At 49.2% G+C, this 22,143-nt stretch carries 19 protein-coding genes; 16 read left to right on the plus strand and 3 right to left on the minus strand.

From position 1 onward, the window contains the following. Nucleotides 1–23: 23 nt before the first annotated feature. Nucleotides 24–629, minus strand: coding sequence for a TVP38/TMEM64 family protein (locus ACE3MQ_RS08625; protein ID WP_379392197.1), 606 nt, complete (start codon nucleotides 627–629; stop codon nucleotides 24–26). Between the two features lie 346 nt (nucleotides 630–975). Here ACE3MQ_RS08625 and ACE3MQ_RS08630 point away from each other — a divergent pair, with 346 nt between their 5' ends. After that, on the plus strand, nucleotides 976–1,665 hold the full coding sequence (locus ACE3MQ_RS08630) for a TerC family protein (protein ID WP_379392198.1): 690 nt from the start codon (nucleotides 976–978) through the stop codon (nucleotides 1,663–1,665). Between the two features lie 65 nt (nucleotides 1,666–1,730). On the opposite strand, the gene ACE3MQ_RS08635 is transcribed toward ACE3MQ_RS08630, so the two are convergent. Further along, on the minus strand, nucleotides 1,731–2,549 hold the full coding sequence (locus ACE3MQ_RS08635; protein WP_379392199.1) for an AraC family transcriptional regulator: 819 nt from the start codon (nucleotides 2,547–2,549) through the stop codon (nucleotides 1,731–1,733). Between the two features lie 148 nt (nucleotides 2,550–2,697). Between ACE3MQ_RS08635 and ACE3MQ_RS08640 the strand changes: the two genes are divergently transcribed. From ACE3MQ_RS08640 to ACE3MQ_RS08705, 14 genes are all read left to right on the plus strand, one after another. Then, entirely contained in the window at nucleotides 2,698–3,804 is a 1,107-nt protein-coding gene (locus tag ACE3MQ_RS08640; RefSeq protein ID WP_379392200.1) for a Gfo/Idh/MocA family protein, read from the plus strand. Between the two features lie 69 nt (nucleotides 3,805–3,873). After that, on the plus strand, nucleotides 3,874–4,644 hold the full coding sequence (locus tag ACE3MQ_RS08645; protein ID WP_379392201.1) for a sugar phosphate isomerase/epimerase family protein: 771 nt from the start codon (nucleotides 3,874–3,876) through the stop codon (nucleotides 4,642–4,644). Beyond that, entirely contained in the window at nucleotides 4,637–5,716 is a 1,080-nt protein-coding gene (locus ACE3MQ_RS08650; protein ID WP_379392202.1) for a Gfo/Idh/MocA family protein, read from the plus strand. The genes ACE3MQ_RS08645 and ACE3MQ_RS08650 overlap by 8 nt, the downstream gene beginning before the upstream one ends. 28 nt (nucleotides 5,717–5,744) lie before the next feature. After that, nucleotides 5,745–6,713, plus strand: coding sequence for a sugar phosphate isomerase/epimerase family protein (locus ACE3MQ_RS08655; protein ID WP_379392203.1), 969 nt, complete (start codon nucleotides 5,745–5,747; stop codon nucleotides 6,711–6,713). Between the two features lie 252 nt (nucleotides 6,714–6,965). Then, nucleotides 6,966–7,283, plus strand: a complete 318-nt coding sequence (locus ACE3MQ_RS08660) for a winged helix-turn-helix transcriptional regulator (RefSeq protein ID WP_379392204.1) — start codon at nucleotides 6,966–6,968, stop codon at nucleotides 7,281–7,283. A gap of 58 nt (nucleotides 7,284–7,341) precedes the next feature. Further along, nucleotides 7,342–7,908: an FAD-dependent oxidoreductase gene (locus ACE3MQ_RS08665; protein WP_379392205.1), complete on the plus strand. Its 567-nt coding sequence runs from the start codon at nucleotides 7,342–7,344 to the stop codon at nucleotides 7,906–7,908. Nucleotides 7,909–8,336: 428 nt separating this feature from the next. Further along, nucleotides 8,337–9,056 (plus strand): hypothetical protein, encoded by a 720-nt coding sequence (locus ACE3MQ_RS08670; RefSeq protein WP_379392206.1) that lies wholly within the window; start codon nucleotides 8,337–8,339, stop codon nucleotides 9,054–9,056. Between the two features lie 233 nt (nucleotides 9,057–9,289). Further along, entirely contained in the window at nucleotides 9,290–11,719 is a 2,430-nt protein-coding gene (gene nirB / locus ACE3MQ_RS08675; protein WP_379392207.1) for a nitrite reductase large subunit NirB, read from the plus strand. Nucleotides 11,720–11,740: 21 nt separating this feature from the next. Beyond that, entirely contained in the window at nucleotides 11,741–12,064 is a 324-nt protein-coding gene (gene nirD, locus ACE3MQ_RS08680; protein ID WP_379392208.1) for a nitrite reductase small subunit NirD, read from the plus strand. 49 nt (nucleotides 12,065–12,113) lie between these two features. Beyond that, nucleotides 12,114–12,914 carry a formate/nitrite transporter family protein gene (locus tag ACE3MQ_RS08685; protein ID WP_379392209.1) on the plus strand — a complete coding sequence of 267 codons (801 nt, stop codon included), beginning with the start codon at nucleotides 12,114–12,116 and terminating at the stop codon, nucleotides 12,912–12,914. A gap of 215 nt (nucleotides 12,915–13,129) precedes the next feature. Beyond that, on the plus strand, nucleotides 13,130–14,497 hold the full coding sequence (locus ACE3MQ_RS08690; RefSeq protein ID WP_379392210.1) for an ABC transporter substrate-binding protein: 1,368 nt from the start codon (nucleotides 13,130–13,132) through the stop codon (nucleotides 14,495–14,497). A gap of 98 nt (nucleotides 14,498–14,595) precedes the next feature. Next, the gene (locus ACE3MQ_RS08695; RefSeq protein ID WP_379392211.1) at nucleotides 14,596–15,480 is read left to right on the plus strand and encodes a carbohydrate ABC transporter permease; all 885 of its coding nucleotides are present in this window, start codon (nucleotides 14,596–14,598) and stop codon (nucleotides 15,478–15,480) included. Then, on the plus strand, nucleotides 15,480–16,310 hold the full coding sequence (locus tag ACE3MQ_RS08700) for a carbohydrate ABC transporter permease (protein ID WP_379392212.1): 831 nt from the start codon (nucleotides 15,480–15,482) through the stop codon (nucleotides 16,308–16,310). The genes ACE3MQ_RS08695 and ACE3MQ_RS08700 overlap by 1 nt, the downstream gene beginning before the upstream one ends. Nucleotides 16,311–16,352: 42 nt before the next feature. Next, entirely contained in the window at nucleotides 16,353–17,999 is a 1,647-nt protein-coding gene (locus ACE3MQ_RS08705) for a response regulator (protein ID WP_379392213.1), read from the plus strand. 161 nt (nucleotides 18,000–18,160) lie between these two features. Here ACE3MQ_RS08705 and ACE3MQ_RS08710 read toward each other — a convergent pair whose 3' ends face one another. Then, on the minus strand, nucleotides 18,161–18,877 hold the full coding sequence (locus ACE3MQ_RS08710; protein WP_379392214.1) for a Crp/Fnr family transcriptional regulator: 717 nt from the start codon (nucleotides 18,875–18,877) through the stop codon (nucleotides 18,161–18,163). A 484-nt stretch (nucleotides 18,878–19,361) separates the two neighbouring features. Here ACE3MQ_RS08710 and adhE point away from each other — a divergent pair, with 484 nt between their 5' ends. Continuing rightward, the gene (adhE, locus tag ACE3MQ_RS08715; RefSeq protein WP_379392215.1) at nucleotides 19,362–21,977 is read left to right on the plus strand and encodes a bifunctional acetaldehyde-CoA/alcohol dehydrogenase; all 2,616 of its coding nucleotides are present in this window, start codon (nucleotides 19,362–19,364) and stop codon (nucleotides 21,975–21,977) included. Nucleotides 21,978–22,143: the final 166 nt, after the last annotated feature.

A 22,143-nucleotide genomic window follows, 5' to 3' on the forward strand; every position in this document is an offset into this window, starting at 1 on the left:
CCTCCGTTTCATTTTAAATTTTATTATATCTTTTTTTGCCGGAATCCCCAAACCCATAACAGCAAGATGAGGAGGACGAAATAAGCCACGGCGATGATTGTTGCGGTTAGAGGCTGCTCTTCCAGCGTTGAACCCACATAAGCATAAACATAGACGGCTGGCAGCTTGCCGACAAGGGAACCAAGAATGAAGTGCACGAAGGACATTCCTGTTGCACCGGCATAAATATTGACTGCTGTCTGGGGGATGATCGGGATCAAGCGGCATATGGCAATCGTCCGGAAGGGCCTGCTGGCGGAAAATGTCGTCAGCTGCTCCAGTTTATTAAATCGGGCCAGCCAGTTTGTCGCTGACTCTCGAAATATAGCAGCTCCACCATAAACGATCGCTCCTGCCAGCGTAGAGCCAAATAAGATAATCGTACCCCCGCCCAGGGTACCCATAACATAACCGGCCGCGGCCACCACGATTTTATAAGGCATAACGGGAAAAAGAGCGAGCAGCGTTGAGAGCGTGAACAGCAGCCAGACTGGCGGAGTTCCCTGACTCCATGCCGTTAGCTCATGACGATATATATAAGTCAGTAAAAATAGGGCGGCATACAGTATTACGACAGACCATTTTTTCATAGGCAGGCCCTCTCTTTCTTTCTGTATCATACCAAAGAAGCGATTCACTAGGAACATTCGCAATGGTTCATATTTTTTCATATGGTATAGCGCTAGCTATAAGACCATGCTATAATGTTCACATTAAAGATGTATGGTTCCCAAAGGGGAGTAGCTGTAACAGTAAAGTCGTCATTACGGGATCATTTCCCCGGCTTTATTGACAACATTTTTTGTTGTTGGCGAGACCTTTGCCCACACGTGTATTGGGTAAAGGTCTTTTTGATGCGTAAGCGTCGTGCCCGATACCGGCACGGCGTTTTTTGTTGGGACAAGTTCATCCGCTAGAAAGAGAAGGGGGAGAAAAATGGACTTAACTTCGTTGGATTTTTGGGCCGCACTCATGTCGATCGTGCTGATTGACCTTGTGCTTGCCGGCGATAATGCTATCGTGATCGGGCTTGCGGCACGCAACGTAAAAAAGGCGGATCAGAAGAAAGTAATCCTCTGGGGAACGGTCGGCGCGATCATCGTTCGCGTCATTATGACCTTGCTTGTCTTGAAATTGCTCACGATTTCGGGACTTCGCCTTGCTGGAGGACTGGTGCTGCTGTACATTGCATACAAATTGCTAGTGGATGAGAAGGATCATGAAATCGATGCGGGCAGCCAGATGTGGGCGGCGATCCGTACGATCATTATCGCCGATACGATGATGGGGCTGGACAACGTGCTTGCCGTTGCTGGCGCAGCGCATGGTGATTTCGTGCTGGTTGTGATCGGGCTTGCGATTTCCATACCGATCATGGTATGGGGAAGCACGATGATTCTGAAGCTTACGGATCGATTCCCGTTCGTAATTACGATCGGGGCTGCCGTGCTGGCATGGACAGCAGCCAAAATGCTTGTTCAGGAGCCGCTGATTCAAGAGTGGTTTGCAAGCGGCTGGGTTAAATACGGCTTCGAAATCATTTGCATCATTATAATTGTAGCGCTTGGAACCTATATGAAGAAGAATCAGGCCAGGAAGCGTCAAGTCGAACAAGCATTGAAGTAGGAGAATTCTCCGATATAACAGGCGAAACGCCGCTTTGTCTAATGACAAGGCGGCGTTTTTTTGCACTATCCATTGCTGCGGGCGCTCTGGCGAAACTCCTTGGGCGACATGCCGTAGCGTTTGCGAAAGACGCGGTGAAAATAGTTATAATTCGGAAAGCCCGAGCTTTCCGCGACATGCTCCAGGGATAAATGACTGAAGATGATTCGTTCGCGGGCCATATTGATGCGAATTTCCAGCGTATACTGAATGATGCTCGTGCCGAATGCCTGCTTAAACAGGAATACCGCCCGGGATACGCTAATGCCGACATGGGAAGCAACGTCCTCCAGCTTGAAAGGGGACGAGGCGTTCTCTTCAATATAATTTTTGATGCGGTGGGCAAGATAGGTTTGGTGTGACGGAGCCTGATGCTCCTGAAGATTGCGATCGATATCCAGGCACAAAATTTTGAGATAATATGCGGCGATTTCCGGAGAAAGATTGGAAATTCTGCGCTGCTCCAGCATGATCTGCCGAAAGGCGCCGACCAGACCCTCGGACAGCGTGACTTTGAACTTTTGCGGCCGCGCTGTCTGCTCCCACCATCGCTCCACCCAACAGCCGGACAGAAAGATATGATAATCCGCGCTGTCCACCGTATATTCGCCGGATTGATTTTGTTCCGCTTCAATTTTTAGCTCATAAGGCTCTTCGGGAGCGAAGAGCAGCAGATCGCCCGGCTCAAGCAGCTCTAACCGGCCGTTAATGCGCCCCCGGCACCGCCCTGCCGTCTGGAGGCGGATTAAATAATGGCCTAACCCGTCATCATTGGACATATGGAACGGCTTGCGGTGAAGCGAGTAGCCTGCTGTCAGTATTTGCAAGTCATTATGAAGTGTCATACGTTGTCCTCCATTGCTTTGTTAAAAATAATAAGCAGATTGTTCATGTCTCAATCATATTATTCATTTTAAAATGAAGCTGAATTAATTACTATGTTAATAGACTGATCGCAAAACAACAATAAACGCTTCTGGGGGTACCTCGATAATGACAGGCATGAGAATTGGAATCATCGGATGTGGTAATATCAGCCCAGCCTATTTGAATTATTTGCAGGACAGCACCATCGTTAAAGTGACAGCGCTTGCCGATATGCTGCCGGAGAAGGCGGAGGAACGGGCCAAGGAGCATCGGATTGAACGGGTGTATACCGTGGAAGAGATGCTGCAGTCCCCAGACATTGATATCATCCTTAACTTGACGATCCCTGCTTCCCATGCGGCGATTAATATCGCTGCTTTAGAGCATGGCAAGCATGTTTACGCGGAAAAGCCATTGTCGATTTCACTCGAAGATGCCAAGCGTACGCTTGAATTGGCGGAAGCCAAGCAGTTGCGAGTAGGCTGTGCGCCTGACACGTTCCTCGGAGCAGGAATGGAGACCAGCCGGAAGGCGATTGAGGAAGGATGGATCGGCCGGCCAGTGGCGGCAACGGCGTTCCTGATGGGCGCAGGGCCGGAGGGGTGGCATCCGAACCCGGAATTCTTCTATGCGGAAGGCGGCGGGCCGATGTTCGACATGGGGCCTTACTACTTGACGGCTCTGGTCAATTTGCTCGGGCCGATCGTTCGCATCAGCAGTTCTGCGGCAAGCTTGGTTCCAGAGCGTATTGTGAAGTCCGGCCCGCGAGCAGGCACGCGCATTCCCGTGCATACGCCGACGCACTATAGCGGCACGCTGGATTTCGCGGGTGGAGCGATTGGCACCTTGGTAACGAGCTTCGATATTCCTGGGGGCAGCACGCTGCCTCGCATCGAAATTTACGGGACGGAAGGTTCCTTGCTCGTTCCTGATCCGAACTGCTTTGACGGCGATGTGAAGCTTCGCAGGTACGACTCTGAAGACTGGGGCATTGTTCCGCCTGCATTCGCCGGAGCTGCCAATGAAAGAGGCAAAGGAATCGAGGACATGGCCAAGGCCATTCTGGAGAAGCGGGAGCATCGGGCCAGCGGCAAACTGGCTTATCATGTGCTCGAAGCGATGCATGCTTTTCTCACGTCTTCTAATGAAGGAAAGCATATTCATCTGGAAAGCTCCTCGGCGCTCCATTTGGAATCGGCTTACAGTTCGTTAGGCAAGGCTGTACTTGTATAGGTCAATGAGGCTGCTGTAGTTAACGGTTATTTGCGGTTATCCAATCCAATAATCATATGAGGTGATAATGTGACACAGTTAGGACTGCAGTTGTATACGGTTAGGGATCATTTGGAAAAGGACTTTGAAGGCACATTGCGCAAGGTGGCGGAGCTTGGCTACAAGGGCGTTGAATTTGCCGGCTATTATGGGCGTACGCCTGGGCAAGTAGCCGAAATTTTGAAGGAAACGGGGCTGTCTGTTATAGGGGCTCATACGCCGTATGACCGTCTTCGTAACGCTTTGGAAGAAGAGATTGCCTTTAACAAGGCGATCGGCAGCCGCTATCTTGTTTTTCCGTATCTGGCGGAGGATGAGCGTGACCGCTGGCCTGAGGTGATTGAGGATTTGAAAGCGATCGGCCAGCGCTGCGCTGCGGCGGGACTCGTTCTTTGCTATCACAATCATGAATTTGAACTGACGGAGACGCTGGACGGGAAGCCGGTTCTTGATGCGATTTACGAGCGCGTCGCTCCAGAGCTGATTCAGGTTGAACTTGATTCATGCTGGGTATCCTATGCAGGCTTTGATCCGCTAGAGTACATATCTAAATACAGCGGAAGAATTCCATTGCTGCATTTGAAGGATATGATCAAGAAAGCGGACGGGTCGGCGGAAACGGTCGAGCTGGGCCGCGGGATCATTGATCTCAAGGCTATCGCAGACGCGGCGGTGCAGGATAAAGCCGAATGGATTATCGTGGAGCAGGATTATTGCGCCGGGGATTCGCTGGATAGCATTGCGGCAAGTATGGAATGGATCAACGGCTATATCCGAGAAGGAGGAAAATTAAATGTCTAAAACGTTAAAAGTAGCTATTGTCGGTTGCGGGGGAATTGCTAGTGGCAAGCATTTGCCAAGCCTGGCTAAGCAGCCAGAGGTTCAAATGGTCGCTTTTTGCGATATTATAGAAGAGCGTGCTCAAAAAGCCGCTGCTGAATACGGCGTGGAAGGCGCTAAAGTATTCACCGATTTCCGCGAGCTGCTGAAAGAAGAAGTGGACGTCGTTCATGTATGTACGCCGAATGATTCTCATGCCGAGATTACGATCGCTTCGCTGGAATCAGGCAAGCACGTCATGTGTGAAAAGCCGATGGCCAAAACGGCGGAACAGGCGCGCCAAATGCTGGATGCAGCAAAACGTACAGGGAAGAAGCTGAGCATCGCTTACCAGAACCGATTCCGCAGCGACAGTTTATATTTGAAGCAGCTATGCGAGAACGGTGAGCTTGGCGATATTTATCTGGGGAAGGCACTGGCGATCCGCCGTCGTGCCGTCCCAACCTGGGGTGTGTTCCTCGATGAGGAGAAGCAAGGCGGGGGCCCGTTGATTGACATCGGTACGCACGCGCTCGATTTGACGCTGTGGCTGATGGACAACTATGAGCCAAAAAGCGTGACGGGATCGGTATTTCACAAGCTAGGCAGCCGCGAAAATGCAGCGAACGCGTTTGGGCCATGGAATCCGGAAGAATTTAAGGTAGAAGACTCGGCATTTGGCTTCATTACGATGAAGAACGGTGCCACGATCATGCTGGAATCCAGCTGGGCGCTGAATGTCGTCGAGACCGGTGAAGCAAAAACGCTGCTGTGCGGTACGGAGGGCGGAGCGGACATGAAGGACGGTCTGCGCCTCAACGGCGAGAAGCTGAGCAGGCTTTATGAGACGAAGGTCGACTTCGGCTCGGGCGGCGTCGCTTTCTTTGACGGTGAGGAAGAGTCCGACGCGATTCGCGAGGCGAGAGCTTGGGTAGAGGCGATCCTCGAGGATAAGGAGCCTTTGGTTAAACCTGAGCAAGCGCTTGTGGTCACTGAGATTCTGGAGGCGATCTACACCTCGGCAAGAACCGGAAAAACCGTATATTTTGACTAATTTTAAGAAGAATTAAGGAGGATCATCCATGAAACTAGGTGTATTTCTCGTTTTGTTTGGCGGACGTCCATTAGAAGAGGCATTAGACATGGCGGCGGCGCAGGGACTAAAGGCCGTGGAAATTGGTACGGGCGGGAATCCAGGCAATTCCCACTGCAACCCCGATGAACTGCTTGAAGACAAGGCAGCCTTGGAGCGCTTCAAGAAAGCGGTGGAATCGCGAGGATTGATGATCAGCGCCTTGAGCTGCCATGGGAATCCGCTGCATCCGCAAAAAGCGGTAGCCAAGGAATTTCATGACGCATTCGTCAAGTCGGTGCAGCTGGCGGAGCGGCTGGAGGTTCCGGTCGTAAACACGTTCTCCGGCTGCCCGGGCGACCACGAGGACGCGAAGTATCCGAACTGGCCGGTAGCTCCTTGGCCGAACGACTACCAGGAAATCCTGACCTGGCAGTGGGACAATAAAGTGATACCCTACTGGACGGAGTGGGGAAAATATGCCGCTGACCGCAATGTAAAAATTGGCTTGGAGCTGCATGGCGGATTCTCCGTTCATACGCCAGCCACTTTGCTTCGCCTGCGTGAAGCAGCGGGCGAAGTGATTGGAGCCAACCTGGATCCGAGCCATATGTGGTGGCAGGGCATCGATCCGGTTCAGGCCATTTCCATCCTTGGCCGGGCGGGAGCTATTCACCATTTCCATGCAAAGGATACATCCGTGGATCCGGTGAACGTCCATATGCACGGGATAACGGACATGCAGCCATACACGGCGATGATGGATCGGGCGTGGCAGTTCAGGACGGTTGGATACGGGCATGACCTCAAGACGTGGAGCGACATTGTCAGCGCTCTTCGCCTCGTTGGCTACGATTACGTCGTCAGCATTGAGCACGAGGATGGATTGATGTCCGTAGAGGAAGGATTCACAAAGGCGGTGCGCAATCTGCAGGGCATCATTATCGAGGATTCGGCCGCTGACATGTGGTGGGTATAATTGGTTAAGGAAACAGTATAATAGAAATAGCGGCTACCGCATCGGTAGCCGCTTTTTTTAAAGGGCTTGCATAAAATAGCAAAGATCGAGTAGAATTGGAACTTAAAGCGGATTCATTCCGAGCTCTTTTTGCAGTAGAATCGAATATTATCCCAGTGTTCACGGTCAAAAAAATATGTTAAGGTTGATATATACTAACTAAACGTAAGTTTTGGGCTTTTCAAGTCCACTCGGGTAGAGAGGTGAAGAGCAATGGAAGATGCGCATCATACGTTGTGTCCCCGGTTCGAGTCGGCTTTCTCGATTTTGGGCAAACGCTGGAACGGACTGATCATCCATTCGTTGATGAACGGACCGAAACGGTTCAAGGACATTTCTAATTTAATTCCTTCGATGAGCGATAAAATGCTGTCCGAACGCATGAAGGATTTGGAGAACGAAGGCATACTGGTACGGCATGTATATCCGGAGACTCCCGTGCGGATTGAGTACGAGCTGACGGAAAAAGGACTTGCGTTGGGACCGGTCATGGGCGAGGTTCAATGCTGGGCCGAGAAGTGGATCGATTAGGCTTCGTGCCGTTACCTGTGACGGATCGGCACGAATAATAATGAAAGTGGGTGTACTTGTGGCTGAGGTCATTGTGATCGGAGCAGGGCCAGCGGGAGCCAGCGCAGCTTTGTTCCTGGCAAAGGCAGGGAAGGAGACCCTTGTTCTTGACAGCAATACGAGCATGACGAAACGGGCCTGGATTGAGAATCATTATGGAGCTAAAGGAATATCCGGTCCGGATTTACTTCAAATTGGACGTGAACAGGCAGAGAAGTTCGGGGCCAAATTCATCGAAGAGAAAGTATTGGCCATTGATACCAATGGCGGTTCGAAAGTGACCGTAAAGACGGAATCAGGCCGCAGCTTTGAAGCATCCCATATTATTCTGGCAACAGGCGTTCTGACGGAACTGGCAAGCTCGATCGGGCTAGAGCTGAAGGACGGCACGGAGCCTCGGATCAAAACCGTGATCCAGACGGACGGTGCCGGCAGAACGAGCAAGCCGCGGATTTGGGCAGCGGGCACAGCTGCCGGGGTTAGCGTCCATACGATCATTACGGCTGGCGATGGTGCTAAAGTAGCTATAGAATTAATCAGCGAGCTGAACGGTGAACGTTATGTTGACCACGATGTGCTGAAGTAGTGACAAACGAAGTTATAACTTATTGTTCATGATGAGGGCTGCCCTGGATAGGGAGCCTTTTTTTCGTTTACACACCGATTGAGTAATTCACAAAAATTAGATATTCCATGTGACTGGAATCACAAAGTAGGGGAGGTCCGCTCTATTACGATGATTGTATCCTGGAATGAAGGAGAACAAATCATGATATGGAGGGTGGATATATGCGCGAGAAGCTTTCCGAACTTCTGAAAAATGCGAGCAAAGCAGCCATAGTTCAGGGCGGCACAGCACCTCGTTAGCTCGAAATAACATCGAGGATCGTTTTTTATTCCAGTATATGTATTACGGTATGATTTGCTCCTATTTTAAGTTTGAGAACTGCCATCGAGTCCGTTATGCTAGAGAGGGAAAACTTCATTCGGCATATTCGGAAAGCAGGTGCAGTCATGAACTTCAAACCCGGTTTAATTCTTATAATGATCGCAATTACCGCTCTGCTTGGCACAGCCTGTGCAGCTCAGCCTCAGCCTATGGAAGAGCCGCCGATTCAGGTGGATGAGCAGGACGAGAAAGATGATCTTACTTTAAAAATCGACGGAAGCACATTGATCCCGGACGTAACCAACAGCCTTCGTTTCGACTATATGGAGGGACTAACCGTACGGCAGGCGCTGGAGAGCAGCCAGTCGATCCAGCTCACGAATGAAGGCAAAGGGATATTATCCGTTGGAGACGTATCGCTGGACTCCACTTTGGAATGGGGCGTGAAATTGAACAAGCAGGACTTGAAGCCCCAGGAGTGGAGTAAGAAGCTGAGGAAAGGCGATGTAATCCTTGTCTATGTCAAGACGGTGAACAGCGAAGCGGATTTGACGGAACAAGGAGCGCTGATTTTAACGGTGAACAACGGCTGGGCGAACGGCGGGGAACGCCTTTATTACGTGAAACGTTTTGAAGATAACATCACGGTAAGGGATTTGCTGAGAATGAGCGGAATCGTCAAATTTAATTTGAACAATAAGCAGATTATTACCGTAAACGGTCATCAACCGGGTCTGCATGAGAAATGGATTTTAAAGGTGAACAATAAAGAGCTTATGGAGAACGGTTTGGAAATGCGTTTAAATCCGCATGATAATGTGCAGCTGGAGCTAGTTAGAATGTAATAATTCAACGTCGGAGTCCTCATTTCGCGAAGACACTGCTAAAGCGGCTTGTGTCGGTGATCTTCGCGAAATGTATTTTGCAAGCATGAAATGAAAGAAAAGTGTGTCAAGTGTTGTGATTTTATTCACAATTAATGTGAATCAAATCACAATGTAATTAAAATTTTAATTATATAATTACAGCATAACTTGGAAAAACGAAAGCTCTAGTTAAGAAGGAGGCATTCCTTAACATGAATAATAATAAACCTAAACTGGTTGTCATCGGAAACGGAATGGCGGGAATCAGTACAGTTGAACAAATTTTGAAGCTGACGACACAATACGAAATTACGGTATTCGGCAGCGAGCCGCATCCAAACTACAATCGAATCATGCTTTCCTATGTACTGGAAGGAAGCAAGACGATCGATGATATTGTGCTTAATGATTGGCAGTGGTATGCCGATCACGGCATTACGCTGCATACAGAAACTAAAGTAGCCAAAATCGACGAATTGAGCAAAGAAGTAGTAACCGAACAGGGAATGCGGGTACCTTACGACAAGGTCATTATCGCTACAGGATCCAACTCGTTCATCCTCCCGATCCCCGGCAGCGATAAACAAGGAGTTATCGGCTTCCGCGATATCGCCGACTGCAACCAGATGCTTGAGGCTGCGAAAACCTATAAAAAGGCTGCAGTCATCGGCGGCGGGCTGCTCGGATTAGAAGCAGCTAAAGGGCTGGTTCAGCTCGGCATGGACGTTACGGTTGTTCACTTGATGGAGGATTTGATGGAACGGCAGCTGGATCACCAGGCTGCGCTCATGCTGCGCGCTGAGCTGGAGCGCCAAGGCATTAAGTTCAAAATGCAAGCACAGACGGTCGAACTGCTTGGGGATGACAGAGTGAGCGGTCTTCGCTTTGCCGATGATACCGTGCTGGAAGCGCAGTTTGTCGTTATGGCCGTAGGCATCAAGCCGAACGTTGAGGTAGCGAAGAACAGCGGTATTGCAGTGAATCGCGGCATCGTTGTCAACGACTACATGCAAACCTCGATGGAGAATGTCTATTCGGTGGGCGAGTGCAATGAGCATCGCGGCATATGCTATGGGCTCGTGGCTCCGCTCTTTGAACAGGGCATGGTGCTTGCCAAACATATCTGCGGCGTAGAAACGGCTCCTTATGAGGGCTCCGTCGTATCCACAAAATTGAAAATTTCGGGCGTGGATGTATTCTCCACCGGGGAATTCATCGATGGGCCTGAGCATACAGTCATTGCGAACAAAGACGATTGGAAGCGCACGTATAAGAAAATATTGCTTAAAGACAACGTAATGGTCGGAGCCGTGCTGTATGGGGATATTTCCGATTCTGCCGAATTGCAAAAATATATCAAGCAAAAAACAGTCATGACCGACGAGCTCTACAATGCGTTGATGGGCTCGGGCTGCTGCGGCGGTGGGGCGAAGAAAACAACCTCGATCGAAACGATGTCCGATGAGGAGATTGTGTGCGGCTGTAATGGGGTAACGAAAGGGAATATCGTTGATGCGGTAACAAATCAGGGATTGACGACCGTGGACGAGATCAAAGCCTGTACCGGCGCCACCCGTTCGTGCGGAGGCTGCAAGCCGGTAGTGGAACAAATTCTGCAGTATGTGCTGGGAGACGGGTTTAAGACTGCGGCCAAACAAGGCATCTGCGGCTGTACGACGTTGGATCGCGATGAAATCGTAGCCGAAATCAAAGCCAAAGGGCTGCAGACGACCAAAGAGGTCATGCATGTTCTCGGCTGGAGCCATCCCGAAGGCTGCTCGAAGTGCCGACCTGCGCTCAATTATTACCTTGGCATGATCTATCCGGATACCCATGAGGATGAGAAGGAATCGCGCTTTGTCAATGAGCGGATGAATGCCAACATTCAGAAGGATGGAACGTATACAGTCGTGCCGCGGATGTACGGGGGCGTAACGACGCCGGAGGATTTGAAGAAAATCGCCGATGTTTCCTTGAAATATGACGTAAAAGTAGTTAAAGTGACCGGAGGCCAGCGCCTGGATTTGATCGGCGTGAAGAAGGAGGATCTGCCGAAGGTGTGGGAAGAGCTGGATATGCCGTCCGGCTATGCGTACGCCAAGTCGCTGCGTACTGTCAAGACATGCGTAGGCTCGCAATTCTGCCGCTTTGGCACCCAGGATTCGATGAGCATGGGAGCCTTGCTGGAACGCAAGTTCGAGCGGATCGATTACCCGGCGAAATTTAAAATGGCTGTCAACGGATGTCCGCGGAACTGCGCGGAGGCCTGCACAAAGGATATCGGGATCGTGGGCAACGACGGAGGCTGGGAAATCTTCATCGGCGGCAACGGCGGTATCAAAGCCCGTCTGGCGGATTCGCTGTGCAAGGTGAAAACCGATGAAGAATTAATCGAGGTGTGCGGCGCGGTCATTCAGTATTACCGGGAAACCGGAAATTATTTGGAAAGAACCTCGGAGTGGGTCGAGCGGATCGGTTTAGAGCAAATCAAGGCCGTGATCGTCGACGATCTGGAAAACCGCCGGGCACTGATGGAACGCGTTGAATTTGCTCTGCAGCAGGCAGAGGAGCCATGGAGCAAAATGCTGAACGACGACAGCAGCCGGAATAAAATGTTCCACAGCGTGGAAATGAAGGGCTAACAGCCGGAAGGGAGAATGGATATGGGTGCGGAGCAGAAAACATTATTACATGTAGGTACACTGGATTTATTCATGAAACAAATCGGAAGGGTCGTGGAATGGAACGGCGAGCAAATCGCCGTCTTCCGCGATTCCGAAGACAGGTTATATGCCCTGGAAAACCGGAGTCCACATCCGAAGGGCGGGCCGCTTGCCGAGGGAATCGTATCGGGACATTATTTATACGATCCGCTGTACGACTGGAAGATCGATCTTACTACGGGGCAGGTTCAAGCTCCGGATACCGGGCAAGTGAAAACCTATTCGGTCAAAATAGAAGACGGCAACGTATGGCTCGGCACATAGAGTCTATTTGATTCAGAAGCAAGACGGGAGCAGAGGGGAGAGGGCTGTTATGTATACACAAAATTTAGAGGCCATTATTGAAGCGGCAGTAAAAAAAAGAGATGCGATGCGGGAGAGTCTGCCCCGATACATCGTATCTGCCCTATTGGCTGGTGCCTACGTAGGATTGGGCATCATACTGATATTTAGTCTTGGAGCTCCGCTGGCCAAGGCGGAATCCCCTATCCAATCACTGGTGATGGGCGCATCCTTTGGGATTGCGCTCACCCTCGTCGTATTTGCAGGCTCGGAATTATTCACGGGCAACAATATGTTCTTTACGATCAGTACGCTGGCCAAACGGACGACACCGGGCGAGACGCTGAAGAATTGGGTGATCGTATTCCTGGGCAATTTAGCGGGCGCCGTAGCATTAAGCCTGCTCATCGTCGGCTCCGGCTTGTTCAAGGCAGCCGGGCCGGAGCATTTAATCTTCGCTGCTTCCGCGAAGAAGATGGCGGCCCCGATGTCAGAGCTGTTTTTTCGCGGCATATTGTGCAATTGGCTGGTCTGCCTGGCGCTTTGGATGGCGAACCGGGCCAAGGATGATATTTCCAAGCTGGTGCTGATCTGGTGGTGTCTCTTTGCCTTTATTGCCAGCGGTTACGAGCATAGCGTCGCCAATATGACACTGCTGAGTCTGTCTGTCCTGCTGCCGAACCATCCGGAAACCATTTCGATCGCTGGGTGGCTGCATAATATGATTCCTGTAACGTTGGGAAATATGGTGGGCGGCATAGTATTTGTAGGTATGGCCTACTGGTTCATCTCCCCTGTGCGAAAGAACAACGGTATTTCAAAATCGAAATAATGGTGTTGTATTGTATTAAAATCTGAGCGTCCTATCGGCCAAATTCGGCTGTAGGGCGCTTTTTGCTTGGCTTGATCTGCCCTAAACTGCGATCACGACGAAGTCCATAGAAATATCTCCTCTAATAGTGGATTTGTCATCCTTACAGCTTGGAAGCCTTATTTTATAATGAAGGTGCAAAGCAATACTACTTATTTTTCTAGGGAGGTCAAACAGTGAGAAAAAGTCTGATCATGATGGTAAGTCTTATTTTCGTAGCGAGTGCTTTATTGGCGGGCTGCGGAAAAAGCGACAACGGAGGCGGAGCGAGCAACACAGGTGCAAATGGCGGAAATAAGCCGGAGGGCGCTAAAGTGGAGTCCTTCGAACTGAAAATGCGCCATATTGAAATTGGCGAACCGAACAAAAATCGCCTAGCTCGCTTGGAAGCCGTAAAGAAAAAGACTGAGGAGCAGGTTCCTGGATTAACAATGAAGCTGGACGGTGTAGACAGTGAGGTTAACCGGAAAGACAAGCTGAGAAGTGAAATGGCCGCAGGTAATCCTCCGGATATTTTCGATGCCTTCGGCAGCCCGGATATCGGCGTTTACGCTAAAGAAGGATTAGTGCTCGACATCGGCCCTATTCTGGATGAATTGAATTTGAAAGAGCGATTCATCAACCTTGACCCTTGGACATACGATGGGAAAATTTATGGCCTGCCGAAGGGCGGATCGATCGAAGGATACTTCTACAACAAAGAATACTTTGCGGCTAAAGGGCTGGAAGTTCCAAAAACTCTAGCTGAGCTGGAAGCGCTTGCTGAAACGGTGAAGGCAGACGGCAAGGTTCCATTTGCCCAAGGCTCCAAAGATGCATGGGTGCCTCTTATGACCACGAATAACCTCTGGTCGTACTATGCGGGAGCAGATTTCACGGCCGGATTCAAGACCGGGGAATCGAAATGGAATGATCCGAAAATGGTCGAAGCCGTGAGCAAGCACCAAGAGTGGGTGCAAAAGGGATATTTCAAAAAAGGTGAGCTGGGTATCGACTACAACAGCCAGCGCAACCAGCTGTTAACAGATGAGGCTGTCATGATGTACGACGGTTCATGGGCATCCTCGGTGTTCAACGATGCTCTAGATGCTGATGGCAAGAGCAAATTCGGATTCTTCGTGATGCCTCCACTGAATGAAGGAGATGGCTTCAGCTCGATGGTCGACTCGAACAATGGTTATGCGTTCTCCGCGAAGGCGGCGGAAGATCCGCAGAAATTGGAAGCGATCAAAGCCTTTATCTCAACCTTCTTCAGCGATGAAATTCAATTGCAAAGCTTGAAAGAAGACGGTTTGCTTCCTTCCATGATTTTGAGCGAGGAAGATTTGCAAGCCAACGCAGCTAATGATCTGATCAAGGAAATCATTCTGCGCATGAATGAATTAGAGTACAAATGGCCAGCATTCGATGCGTTGGTTCAGGCTGAAGTCAATACCGAGCTTAGCGGCGGAATCCACCGTGTAATTGAAGGCGTACAAAGTCCTAAAGACATGCTGGATGCTCTGCAAAAAGTGCAAGATGAAGCAAATGCAGCCGGTGAATAATCACTTGAATTGACATGTGGAGCACCCCGGGCTAATCAGGTGGTGCTCTTTTTCACAACATAGCCGAATGCAACTAAGTCAGAACCTGGAGGGTATATATGAACAAGGCGATGAGAAACCCGCTGATGTATACGTTATTTTTAATACCGACTTTTATCGGTATCGGTTTATTTTTCATTTATCCTGTCATCAATGCAGCATTTTACAGCTTTACGGATTGGAATGGAATCGCCAAATCTTACAATTTTACCGGACTCGCGAATTACACGAAGGCGATGAGCCAAAGCGCGTTCTGGGTGTCGGTCAGAAATAATGGATTCTTTATTCTATTTTCTGTTTTTATTCAAGTACCTCTAATCATTTTGTTTTCTCTCTTAATCGCTAACGTTAAGAAGCTGAAGGGATTGTACAAAACTGCCGTATTTATGCCTTCCGTCATGTCGACGGCGGTCATCGGTATTTTGTGGGGCTTTATCTACGAGCCGGATATCGGTCTGTTCAACAATGTGCTTGGACTGTTTGGCATCGATAAGATTTATTGGCTTTCGGATCGCAACTGGGCCATGATCTCCATCTTGATCACGAATGCCTGGCAGTGGACGGGATTCTATATCGTCATGGTATTGGCCGCGATCATTTCGATTCCGAAGGAGCTGGACGAGGCGGCGATGATCGACGGAGCTACCGGCTTCCAGCGAGCCATGCGCATTACGATGCCGCTAATTATGCCAATTGTGTCGGTCGTCATCATGCTATCGATCGCCGGAGCTATGAAGGCGGCGGACATTATCATCGTCATGACCAAAGGCGGGCCGGCAGGCTCAACCGAGGTAATGGCTACTTATATGCTGAAGCACTCTATCACCAGCTTTAAATATGGATATGGGAACAGCATCGCGGTGCTGATATTTATTTTCACGCTTATCATTACTGCACTTTATCAAGTCCTTGTAGCGAGAAGAACGGAAAGGATCGAATACTGATGACAAAAAAACTCAAGGGCAGCTTGGCTCATATCCTGTTAATGATCTATTTGCTAGTCATTTTGTATCCTTTTTTATTCGTGCTGTTCTCGTCGGTGAAGACCGACAACCTGGCGATTGCGAAAAATCCGTTCGGATTTCCAAGTGAGTTCCAATGGTCTAACTACGTAGAAGCCTGGGTAAATGCAAAAATCAGCACTTATTTCCTGAACAGCTTGTATATCGCGGTTATCGCAGCGGTAGCCACCATCATTATGGCATCCATGGCGTCCTTTGCCATTACGCGGATGCGGTTCACGAAGGTTAGCCCGTTTCTGTATCAAATTATTATTCTTGGCATACTCATCCCGGGTAACGCGCTGCTGCTGCCCGTGTACAATCTGATGCGCACAACCAATTTGCTGGATACGCACTGGGCATTGTTAATTCCGTATGCGGCCAACTCTATTCCATTCTCGGTCGTGATTTTGACCGCCTTCATGAAATCGTTGCCTAGCGAAATCGAGGAGGCAGCCGTTGTGGACGGGTTAAGATCACCTGGCATTTTTGCCAGAATCGTTATGCCGCTTACCGTACCGGCTCTCGTTACCGTTTTTATCGTTAATTTCCTGGGCAACTGGAATGAGTTCTTGCTCGCCAATTACTTCTTGTCCGAGGATTCGCTTAAAACGCTGCCGGTAGGGATGGTCGGCTTCCGGGATGCCTTTAGTATCAACTATGCGCAAATGTCCGCAGGGATCGTCTACAGCGTCGTTCCGGTTATGGTCATCTACGCGATTCTACAGGAAAAAATCATTGAAGGTTTGACGGCCGGAGGCGTAAAAGGGTAGATTAACAGGTATAACGGTGACAACGAAATGGGGTAATGCTCTGTGGATATCAAAGCGCTGCTCATTGATGACGAGCCCCTTATACTCAATCATTTGAAAAATGCAATTCCTTGGAACGAGCTTCAGATCGAGCTCGTCGGAACGGCTCGAAACGGTGTGAAGGGGCTTGAGCTGGTGGTGGAATTCGAGCCGGATATCATTTTGTGCGATATTCGGATGCCGTTGATGGATGGACTGGAATTTCTGCAGGAAATTCGAAGGCTGGGCTATGGTACGGAGGTTATCATGCTAACCGGGTACCAGGAGTTCGAATATGCCCGGCTTGCCTTGCAGCATGGCGTCAAGGATTATATTCTGAAGCCGATTAATTATGCGGAGCTGGAAGCTGCGATTAGCAAGCTCGCAGATGAGGTTCGATCTCGCCGGTCGGAGAAGCGTTTCGCGGAGCGGCAGATGAAAAGGATGGTCGGGCTCGCACACGAGAAAATGATGTTCGACGTGCTGATGGGCTTTACGGCAGATGTGCCGCGGTATTTGGCCGCCGAAGATGAGCGGGGGGATGAGCTTCGCTACGCGCTGATTCTTGTGGATTTAGATGGTTACGCACAGCGTACCGTGTCCTGGACGGAGCAGGAGCGCAAGCTGTGGAATTTCGCGGTGCGAAATGTGCTGCAGGAAGCGATTCCGGGTCAAGAGCTTCAATATGTCGTCGTTCAAATGCGGCAAGGGGAATGGTGTGTACTGCTTCAGTTTGAGCGTGCACGCTATGCCGTTACTTCGGAACAGATGCATGAATGGGCTCGGCAAATTCAGCATGCGGTCAGGGAGCACATCAAGCTAACGGTCAGCTTGTCCTGGGATCAGGGGCCGATTGAGATTCGGGCTTTATCCCAGACCTATATGAAGCTGCAGCGCGGTTTGATGCTGTATGCGGGTCATGAGCAGTTGCTTCCTTTTACCGAGGAGGATCTAGCCCGCGATGCCGCATCGGTATCGGAATGGCAGCTGGTAGAGGAAATTACCTCCGGTCTTAAAATGTACGACAAATCAAAGGTCGAGCAGGGTCTGGAAAGACTGAAGGCCAATTTGCCTCACATATCGGAACACTCGGCACTTGGTATCGAGAAATTTCTGCAATATGGCATTATCCATCTGCTGCGCGAAATGCGTGAGCTTGATTTCATGAATTCCCGCGAAGAGGGGATGATGTGGCAGCATCTGCAGCACAGTCATAACGTGAAGGATCTGCTCAACGTGATCACAAAGCTGGAAAGCCATATTAAGGAACTCGAAATCAATAAGAAGTCTAGCGAGCTGCTGATGATTTCGGCAGGGGAATATATTCAGCGCAATTTGAGTACGGATATTGGGGTCGACGATATTGCGAATCATTTGAATATAAGCTCAAGCTACTTCAGCCATTTGTTTAAGAATCATTACGGGGAGACATTTGTTGAGTATTTGCGGAAGCAGCGCATGGAGCTTGCCAAAACGATGCTGCGCCTGACTTCCCGCAGCGTTACCGAAGTGGGAACCTTAGTCGGATATAGTGATCGGCGATATTTTTCTAAGGTGTTCCAGCGCTATACCGGGGTAACGCCTACGGAATATCGGGAGCAGGAAGATCCGCCGGGGAGCAATGATGAAGGAAATTTATACGATGCTGATAAAAATAAGCAGCAGATATGAGACGGTGCAGACCTTTAGGAATGCAAATGTTCCACCGTCTCCCTGCGATTCAAACGATTCAAAGCTTGTTTGGTACAATCGAAAATTAAAAAATATCTTCAAAATAAAAAGCAACCTCCTCCCGGAATGAGATGAGGTTGCTTTTTTGCGTCCGCCTGCAATCAAATGCGGCATATTTCGTTTGGGCACAGTTCACAGTGACAAATGTCCTGCAGCATGACAAGATCTTTAATGAGAATCATGCCGTTCACATATTCCAGCGCGTCTTTCTTGCGCAAATCACTAAGCATCCGGTTGACGCTTTCGCGGGTAGCGCCGATCATATTGGAGAGATCCGTGTGCGTAATCTTTTTGTTAATAAGAATATTGTCGCCGTGCTTCTCGCCATAAGTATTGCTTAGGCGAATCAGGGTCGAGCAAAGCGCCCCCGGCTTGCCGTACATCATCAAGTCGCGGAATTTAGTCTGCGTCAGGCGGTGGTGGATGCCCATCCATTTCATGAAGTCAATGGCAAAATCACAATGCTGGCAGATCATGATTTCGAGATCCTTTTGTTCAATAATGCCGATTTCACTGTCTTCAATGACCTCGGCGGTAAAGCTGTGCTTCGAGCTGAAGAAGGGATCAGCTTGGCCGACCATATCTCCGCGTCCATACATGTATAGAATAAGTTCTTTACCTTCGTCCGTGGATTTAGTTAATTTAATACGCCCTCGCTTGACGAAGAACAGTTTATCGGAGAAGTCCCCTTCCCAGAACAAATGCGTTCCTTCAGGATACGTCTTGTCTTTCATAGTTACGAGAAGTCGATTGAAGTTTTGTTCCGTAAAACAGCTCGTATTCCCACGAGGCGGGGCTGCAGTTGCGAATTCAGTCATTTTAAAATCCCCCTCATACTCCAAATTTTTCTGAAAATTTTAAGTTAAATTAATTATATAATGAACTTGCGGCTTTGGGGCGGCTTCCAAAGGCCGAAAAGTGTCTAAATTCTAACATTGTGACTATTTTCACTATCCAAACGCCAAAAAACTCATTGCAGAACAGGTCAACCTATGAAAGATATCTCGTACCAGTTCAGGGCTAGAGCAATAGAAGCCGATAAACAAAAAATGATTCCGGTTGAACGAAAATGCAGTTATTGTTGAAAACATAGATGAAACACATCAATTAACATGAAAGTTTTCATTTCTTTAAAGTATGTGAAAAAATTCACTATACAAATCAAAAATGATATGCTATGATCGAGGTAACAAAAGAGAAGCAAAAGCTTCCAATGGATGAACCAGAAAGTGAAAATATTCACAACACTACCTTAGAGAGACTAGAATGGTTGATCCACATGAACTTAGGAGGATGAGAGAAATGGCCGTAAAGAACAATGTGACCCCGAAACAGCAGCCTACTGCAGAGGATTACATCCAATCCCTGATCGACAAAGCGAAGAAGGCGACAGAAGCTTTCATGGGAATGGATCAAGAGCAAATCGATAAGGTCGTACAAGCGATGGCTCTTGCAGGTCTGGACAAACACATGTACTTGGCGAAGATGGCTGTGGAGGAAACTGGACGCGGAGTATATGAAGACAAAATTATTAAAAACATGTTCGCGACCGAGTACATCCACAACAGCATCAAGTACGACAAGACGGTTGGCGTCATTGAGGATAATCCTTATGACAGCTTCCAGAAAATCGCTGAACCGGTCGGAATTATTATGGGGATTACACCGGTAACAAACCCGACATCCACAACGATCTTTAAAGCAATGATCGCCATCAAGACTCGCAACCCGATCATCTTCGGCTTCCATCCTTCCGCACAGCGTTGTAGTACAGAAGCAGCGAAGATTCTGCTGGAGGCAGCGATCAAGCACGGGGCACCGGCGGATTGCATTCAATGGATCGAAGACCCATCCATGGATCGGACGAACGCATTGATGAATCACCCTGACGTGGCTTGTATTCTGGCTACAGGCGGCTCTGCAATGGTTAAAGCGGCATATAGCTGCGGTAAACCGGCACTTGGCGTTGGCCCTGGTAACGTACCTTGCTTCATTGAGAAAAGTGCCGACCTGGATCAAGCCGTCAACGACCTTATTTTATCCAAGACATTTGACAACGGCATGATCTGTGCTTCCGAGCAAGCGGTCATCATCGAAGAACCGATCTTCGATCAAGTGAAGAAGAAAATGATTGCGAACGGCTGCTACTTCGTCAATAAAGAGGAAGCTGCTAAATTGACAGCTGGCGCGATCATCGCTGATAAATGCGCGGTGAACCCTACGATCGTAGGTCAGCCTGCAACAAAGATTGCTGAGCTGTGCGGGATCGACGTACCTGCCGGAACGAAAATTCTGGTGGCCGAAATCGAAGGCGTAGGCCCGAAATTCCCGTTATCCGCTGAAAAATTGAGTCCTGTTCTGGCCTGCTACAAAGTGAAAACCGCAGAACAAGGCATCGACCGTGCACTGGAAATCGTACAATTTGGAGGCATGGGGCACTCGTCGGTCATCCATTCCAATAATGAAGAAATTATTCAAAAATTCTCGGATCGCCTGCCAACCTGCCGGATCCTGGTGAATCAGCCATCTTCGCAGGGCGGTATCGGTGACATCTATAATACGAACCTGCCATCGCTTACACTGGGCTGCGGATCTTACGGACGCAACTCGACTTCGTCGAACGTAACGGCTGTCAATTTGATCAACGTGAAAAGGGTGAATCGTCGTACCGTGAATATGCAGTGGTTCAAAGTACCAAGCAAAATCTACTTCGAGAAAAATTCGACGCAATATCTTGCTAAAATGCAGGACATTAGCCGCGTATTGATTGTAACCGACCCAATGATGGTTAAACTCGGATATGTGGAAAGAGTAGAGCACTATTTGCGTCAGCGCCAAACTCCGGTTGCGATCGAAGTGTTCTCGGATGTTGAGCCGGATCCATCGACAACGACGGTGGAACGCGGAACTGAATTGATGGCTAAATTCCAGCCAGACTGTATTATCGCACTTGGCGGCGGTTCGCCAATGGACGCTGCGAAAGGAATGTGGCTGTTCTACGAATATCCGGATACCGAGTTCCACAACTTGAAACAAAAATTCATGGATATCCGCAAACGGACTTACAAATATCCGCGTCTCGGCCAAAAGGCGAAATTCGTGGCGATCCCTACCACTTCGGGTACAGGTTCGGAAGTTACTCCGTTCACAGTTATTACAGATAAAATCAACGGCAACACGAAATATCCTTTGGCGGATTACGAGCTGACTCCAGATGTAGCGATCATCGACCCTGAGTTTGTATACAGCTTGCCTAAAGTGGCTGTCGCAGATACAGGCATGGACGTTCTGACGCATGCGATCGAGGCATACGTATCGGTTTTGGCTAACGACTATACGGATGGACTTGCGATCAAAGCGATTCAACTCGTATTCCAGTACCTTGAGCAATCGGCGTTAACTGGCGACAAACTGGCTCGTGAAAAAATGCATAACGCTTCGACGCTGGCAGGTATGGCCTTCGCGAATGCATTCCTGGGCATTAACCACAGCTTGGCGCATAAATGGGGCGGTCAATACCATACCGCGCATGGTCGCACTAACGCGATTCTAATGCCGCACGTTATTCGCTACAATGCGAAGAAGCCTACGAAATTCGCAGCATGGCCTAAATATACGAACTTCGTAGCAGACGAGCGCTATGCGGAAATCGCCCGCATCCTGGGACTGCCTGCGCGTACGACAGAAGAAGGCGTGAAGAGCTTGATCAAAGCGATCCGCGAGCTGAACAAGAAGCTTGGCATCCCTGAAAGCTTCCAAGAACTCGGCTTCGATGCGAAGGATTTCGAATCGCGCGTGGATTACTTGGCTGACCGTGCATTCGAAGACCAATGTACGACGGCGAATCCGAAGCTGCCGCTGGTTACGGAGCTTGCAGAAGTGTACCGTGACGCGTTCTACGGCCGCTTTGAGGAGTAGATTCGAGACCAGAATTCAGACTCTTTGAATTTTAGAAATAAAAAAATAATGTGTTCAATAAATAGTGACAAATATCACTCGAAATGTGATATTTGTCACAATCCTTTTGTCCAATCTGTTATATCATAACAGTATAAAGATCCCTCATAACGTTGATGAGTTTAGT

The organism is Paenibacillus lentus (assembly GCF_042714055.1).
GTDB lineage: Bacteria > Bacillota > Bacilli > Paenibacillales > Paenibacillaceae > Fontibacillus > Fontibacillus lentus_A.

What these genes read in the sequence shown, in the direction of transcription:
- ACE3MQ_RS08655 (WP_379392203.1), top strand. Translation starts at nt 5,745, where the DNA reads ATGAAACTAGGTGTATTTCTCGTTTTGTTTGGCGGACGTCCATTAGAA.
- ACE3MQ_RS08625 (WP_379392197.1), bottom strand. Translation starts at nt 629, where the DNA reads ATGAAAAAATGGTCTGTCGTAATACTGTATGCCGCCCTATTTTTACTG.
- ACE3MQ_RS08670 (WP_379392206.1), top strand. Translation starts at nt 8,337, where the DNA reads ATGAACTTCAAACCCGGTTTAATTCTTATAATGATCGCAATTACCGCT.
- ACE3MQ_RS08640 (WP_379392200.1), top strand. Translation starts at nt 2,698, where the DNA reads ATGACAGGCATGAGAATTGGAATCATCGGATGTGGTAATATCAGCCCA.
- ACE3MQ_RS08660 (WP_379392204.1), top strand. Translation starts at nt 6,966, where the DNA reads ATGGAAGATGCGCATCATACGTTGTGTCCCCGGTTCGAGTCGGCTTTC.
- ACE3MQ_RS08650 (WP_379392202.1), top strand. Translation starts at nt 4,637, where the DNA reads ATGTCTAAAACGTTAAAAGTAGCTATTGTCGGTTGCGGGGGAATTGCT.
- ACE3MQ_RS08700 (WP_379392212.1), top strand. Translation starts at nt 15,480, where the DNA reads ATGACAAAAAAACTCAAGGGCAGCTTGGCTCATATCCTGTTAATGATC.
- ACE3MQ_RS08710 (WP_379392214.1), bottom strand. Translation starts at nt 18,877, where the DNA reads ATGACTGAATTCGCAACTGCAGCCCCGCCTCGTGGGAATACGAGCTGT.
- ACE3MQ_RS08630 (WP_379392198.1), top strand. Translation starts at nt 976, where the DNA reads ATGGACTTAACTTCGTTGGATTTTTGGGCCGCACTCATGTCGATCGTG.
- adhE (WP_379392215.1), top strand. Translation starts at nt 19,362, where the DNA reads ATGGCCGTAAAGAACAATGTGACCCCGAAACAGCAGCCTACTGCAGAG.
- ACE3MQ_RS08635 (WP_379392199.1), bottom strand. Translation starts at nt 2,549, where the DNA reads ATGACACTTCATAATGACTTGCAAATACTGACAGCAGGCTACTCGCTT.
- nirD (WP_379392208.1), top strand. Translation starts at nt 11,741, where the DNA reads ATGGGTGCGGAGCAGAAAACATTATTACATGTAGGTACACTGGATTTA.
- nirB (WP_379392207.1), top strand. Translation starts at nt 9,290, where the DNA reads ATGAATAATAATAAACCTAAACTGGTTGTCATCGGAAACGGAATGGCG.
- ACE3MQ_RS08685 (WP_379392209.1), top strand. Translation starts at nt 12,114, where the DNA reads ATGTATACACAAAATTTAGAGGCCATTATTGAAGCGGCAGTAAAAAAA.
- ACE3MQ_RS08695 (WP_379392211.1), top strand. Translation starts at nt 14,596, where the DNA reads ATGAACAAGGCGATGAGAAACCCGCTGATGTATACGTTATTTTTAATA.